Annotated in this window: 2 protein-coding genes; both read left to right on the forward strand. The window is 60.7% G+C overall.

The genetic code is table 11. The features are described 5' to 3' along the window. Positions 1 to 83 precede the first annotated feature (83 nt). Entirely contained in the window at positions 84 to 4,928 is a 4,845-nt protein-coding gene (locus tag ALC15_RS45330; RefSeq protein WP_050632124.1) for a shikimate kinase, read from the forward strand. Continuing rightward, the coding region (locus ALC15_RS45720; protein WP_210168631.1) for a hypothetical protein at positions 4,925 to 5,206 on the forward strand (282 nt) is incomplete at its 3' end. The genes ALC15_RS45330 and ALC15_RS45720, both read left to right, overlap by 4 nt.

Below are 5,206 nucleotides of genomic sequence, written 5' to 3' on the forward strand. Positions count from 1 at the left end.
GCTGGCGAACCTGGTGAACGGTTTCAGCAAATGGCCGGACGCGGCGAGGCTGTCGCGAGGCTGCCGTCGCAATCGCAGGTCAGGTGCCGTCCCAGCTCTTGCGTTTTGACCCGCAGGCGCTGGCGAACCTGGCGAACGGTTTCAGCAAATGGCCCGAGGAAGCATCTGCGGGCCAAGCGACGGTCGCGATCGCTCGTGAGGTCCGCCGCCGTGGCGATCAACTCTCCCATTTTACTCAGCAGGCGCTGGCGAATCTGGTGAACGGATTCAGCAAGTGGTCGGAAGACCCGGGCACTTGCCAAGCCGCGGCCGTAATCGCGGGTGAGGTCGGTCGCCGCCCGCTCTCCGATTTCACGCCGCAGCAGATGGCACATCTGATAAATGGCTTCAGCAAGTGGCCCGACGACGCAGCGTGTCACCGGGCGCTGGTGGATGTCGCACGCGGACTAGGCCGGGCAGGCCAACGCTTCGGTACCTTCACGACGCCTCAGTTCGGCATGATCGCCAATGCCCTGGGGCGAAGTATCGTGAGAGGAGAGGAGGCGGGCGAGATCACAGAGACCGCTCTGCTGAAGGATCGTTTGCATCAGTTGGCCCATCACCTTCACTATGACAATGATCGGCTGGAGCAGAGCGATGTTCGGACCATAGCCAGCGTTTTCAAGGCCTTGTCGAAGGCTCGGCTGTTCGAGGATCTGGGCTCACTCGCCCCGACCGGGTTGGATCGGCTCAACGAACTGCATCGTGCCCCTGGTTTTGCCGCTGAGAATAATCTCGAAACCATGGGCAATCTCTGTGCCGCGCTGGTGCCGCTGGCGCGCAGCGCGCACCTGCGCTGGCACCGCAGAGTGGCTCTCCACTTGCTGAACGATCTCCAGCCGGTCGTGGAGCAAAAGATTGCGGCGCACTTCAATGCAAGCGCGGCAGAGCGAACCCGTGGGCCGCTCGCCAGTCGCGGTCCTGCGCTCTCGATCTATCAGATGATGAAAGCTCGTGCGGTCCTGGCGAACATGTTCAAGCGACCGGATATCGAGGGCAAGAAGGCCGATTTGCGCAAGAGGCAGCAAGAGCTCCGGCACGGTACCAAAGAGACCCTGGCCAGGACGCGCGACCTCATCCAGGGCGGTCTTTCCAACATGAGCTGGAACCTGATCGCGCAAATCGAGGCAGAGAGCCCGGTCGATGCGCTGGACGCATTCGTCGAGCAGAACGCCGCAACGATCCAAGACAAATATCCTGCGTCCATATTCGATGTTCACGAGGTATTGCGAGCCATGGATCACGAGCCGAGGCCCCCACAGGGCAAGGCTGGTCTGATGCGGTTGCCGGTGGTGGACATGCAGGGACGGCCGCTGGCCACAGATCCCGAGACACGATACTCGATCTTTCATCGGCTGACCTCAGGGGCGATCGAGGTGGTCGCCGTCCAGCTGCCAGCAAAGCCGAGCGCCCTCATGCTGGCGCGCACGTTCACGTATAAGGGGGTGCCCTACCGCATGGACCTGTTCGGCGGCAGCAAGTTGAAGGCACCAAAACCGACCGTGCTCGAAATCGCCGCCCGTGCTCCAGCCAAGCCGGCAATAGCACCTTCGGGAGGAAAGCTGCTCGCCATTCCCTATGCCGAAACAGCTCCGGGCACGTCTTTCGAGAAGCTGATGCGCGCCTGGGCGCCCTTCAAAGAGGCTTATTGGTACACTCAGCGTAGGGGATTTGCGGCGCCCCCCGCAATCAAGGATCTCGGCCCTCACGACTACGCGCTCGAGGGCGCTTTCAAGCTGTTGCTGGCGCCAGACCGCCCGGCCAACGTGGCGCATCCCTTCAGACTGACCGGACCGGAAGGCCCGATTGCTCTGCGACCGCATGACGGCTGTGGCTTCATCAAGGCCTCACTCGCCGAGCGTATGCTCGCCGTTCGCCGTGCCGGCCCGAAGGAAGGTCCCGATCGGATGCCGGCCTATGGCGAAGCAAGCAGATCGTTCGTACCGGCCTCGGCGCTGCAACATTATCCGCGTAGTGAGCGAGTGGCAGGCGAGGCGCGCGAGAAAGCCAAGGCTTGGCTGGAGAGCAGAGGAGGAGAAAGCCTGATAGGCGAGCATCTGTTTCGTATGGTGACAGCAGGCCACATCGACGGTTCCGGCGCGGTTGCCGTCCCGTCCAGTGACGATTATCTCCATGTGTCACAGCGCAAGAGCGAGACGTTGACGGGAACGGGGGGCGTGCTGATCGGGCGGTCTCCCTATGACAATCCCAACCTGCGCCCGCTTGCCCACGAACGCGTCAAGTCAGCCGCTGATGGGGACCCGACTGCGGCATTCCTCGATAGATGCGTGGCCATGCAATACAGTTTCAGCGTCGCTGAGAAGTCGCGGGAGCAACTGGCGGCCGACGATCCGAGCTTCTTTGCCAAAGGCATTCTGATCGTGGTGCCGGACGAGCTGTGGCCGGCCGACTACGCCGATCGTGGCCTGGTGATGTCGGCTGAGGACGTCAAGTGCCATTCGAGCTGGACCGAGGGCAAGGACCGCGTCAAGGCGGACACGCTGGTCGACTGCGTCGGCATCCTGCAGGCGACCGAGGTGTTTGCTCCGGGTTCGTTGGTCGCCGTCCCGACCGGTGAGCAGATAAAGCTCGACGGCGATTTCGACGGAGATACGATTGTGATCGTCGGTGACCGGCCGCAGTTTTATGAGCATGTTCGCCTGTTCGATGACAAGGAGCAAGCCCGCGGGGTTCGCTCGCTCAAGCCACCAAAGTCGCATACGCCGGCAATCGAGGGCAATGATTACAAATTCAGTCGTGCCAGCCAGATCCTCGCGGCGACGCGGGATACTTTGGAGACTTATAGCGGCCTGCAGCGGAGTTTTCTGGCGCAATCCCATCAAGCACGGCGTTGGTTTGCCGAGCGCGCAGTGTTTGGAACTTTCGAGGGGTTTCATCACGAACTTCATCGCGACATCCGTCAATTGCTGACCCAGGAGCAGGTGAGCGCCCAGGATGTCGAGCACATGCTCGATAGAGCGAGGCCCGAGATCAAGCTTGCAGATCATGCAGTCGCCCACGAAATTGCCGAGTTCCTCGTCACCGAGCTTGAGGCATGGGCAGCAAGCATGGATGAGCAGGTGCTGCCCGAAACGGTCGAAAGCGCGCGCGATACCAAGCTGACGGTGAGCCCGGCGCTTACAGAGCTTTTCCCAAACCTGGCGGAGACCTATCCGGCTGCCACTCACCCGCGCGAGCGTATCCAGGCCCTGCTCGACAATTGTCCTCCGCGCATCAGTCCACGGCCGGATGGGTACATTGCCGATGACCTCGTGCAAAGCGCAGGCAACCTCTTGAGCCTCGGCATCAAGGTCGGAACGGACGCCTTTAAATCCGACACCAGCGTCCAGCTGTTTATGAAGAAAAGCCAACGGCTCCAGAGCCTCCTGCAGCAGGCGCCGGGCCTGAAGTCGGTGCCCTATGTCAAGAGCATGGCGGCGACCCTTAATCACGGGATGTTCAATGTCGACACGACTTTGGAGGATCTGAAGGACAATCCCACATTGGCGGCTTCAATCATGGAGGCCTCGATCAATCTTGCTGCGGAGAAAGGGATTCTGCCTCGCCCCTTTGACCGGCAGCCTGCCGAGGATACTGCCGTCAAATTGACGCTAACTCGCGAACTGGCCTCGGAGCGCGCCCAAACCGAGGTGGCGCGCGCCGCAGTCGAAGAGAAAGCGATCACTGCAGCGGCGCTTCAGGTTGCCGAGGATCTCCGACAAACGGGCATCGATGTGAAGATGCCCCATCTCGGCCGTCGATTGAAGACAGAAAGCTCCCTCAGAGACCAGCTTATGGTTGTGAATGATGTCCCCGAAGGCGCCTCACAGCTGATCAGCAACGCCGTGCGCCATGTCTTCGAAGTGTCCGATAAGGATTTTGCAAAGGCCTTCCGGAAAGCCATTCTGTCGTTTGAGAAGCAAGGCTACACCGAAATCAGCACAGCAAACTGGTTCAGGATGAACGCTCCGACCTTTGTCGGCATCAAGACTGTGCTCGCCACGCCGGATGGTTACCACTTCGAGGCGGAGTTTCATACGCCGGCCAGCTACAAAGCCAAAATTGCCAATCACGATACTTATAAGGAGCTCCAGCGACTGCGCAGAAGCGATGCACCGGATGACCGTAAGATAGAGCAGCTCACGCAGCGCGTGCGCGAGGTCTGCAGAGAAGTTGCGATACCCGATGGTGTCAAAAACATTCCCCACTTTTCAATCGAAGAGGCGCGTACAGCTGGCGTCGGCGCTGGCTTTGCGCTGCGATCTAGCCGACAAACAGGGACGTTCGAGCGATCACCGACCGCAAAGGAGGTTGTCGCGGCCCTCGACGGCCGGCCGATCGTGCTCGTCGGCATGCCCAGCTCCGGCAAATCCACTATTGGCCCACATCTTGCGCGACGACTAGGGCTGCCTTTCATCGACTCCGACAAAAAGATTGAGGCGATGACTCGCATGTCGATCACGGACATTTTTTCGACCAAAGGGGAGCAGTGCTTCAGAGACCTCGAGGCGAGTTTGATCGCGGAGTGTCTCGAGCGGGGACCCACGGTGCTCGCCACTGGTGGCGGCGCGTTCATGCGTGAGGAGACGCGGCGCCGCGTCGCCGAGAAAGGGGTCTCGATCTGGCTCAATACCGACGCGGGTGAGATCAGGAAGCGCCTTGCTCGTGACACGACCCGCCCGCTGTTGCAGACCGAGGACCGGGAGGACAAGATCACGCAATTGATCCGCGATCGCGAACCGTTCTATCAACTTGCCGATCTCACCATCGTCCCGGGAAAGCGTAATAACAGGAGCGCGGATCAATGCGTGGTCGCGCTGCATGCCCATCTTTGCGGCGAGGCGAGCGCGGACCGGATACCGGCCAAGGTCATGGGAGCGCAACCGTGACCTTGCCGCTTACAAGGTTGATTGTCGATATCGCGCGCACTGATCGGTATGAACAGTCTCTTCGCCTCGAGTGGGCACACCCCTCGAGCCAGGCGAAGCTCGCCCTGCTCAGTGCTGTTGTATCAACCTCGTCCGACAATTCAAACGCGCCGAGCCAGGCGCGGCCATCTCGAAACGGCAGAGGTGCCCCACATGAACGTGGCACGCGCGACCTAGTGTTCTGTCCGGCAAATTCGCTGACAAAGTCGCGCGAGTTTCTGGAGAATGGAGTCGGCAGT

Origin of the sequence: Bradyrhizobium viridifuturi (genome assembly GCF_001238275.1) — a bacterium.
Lineage (GTDB): Bacteria > Pseudomonadota > Alphaproteobacteria > Rhizobiales > Xanthobacteraceae > Bradyrhizobium > Bradyrhizobium viridifuturi.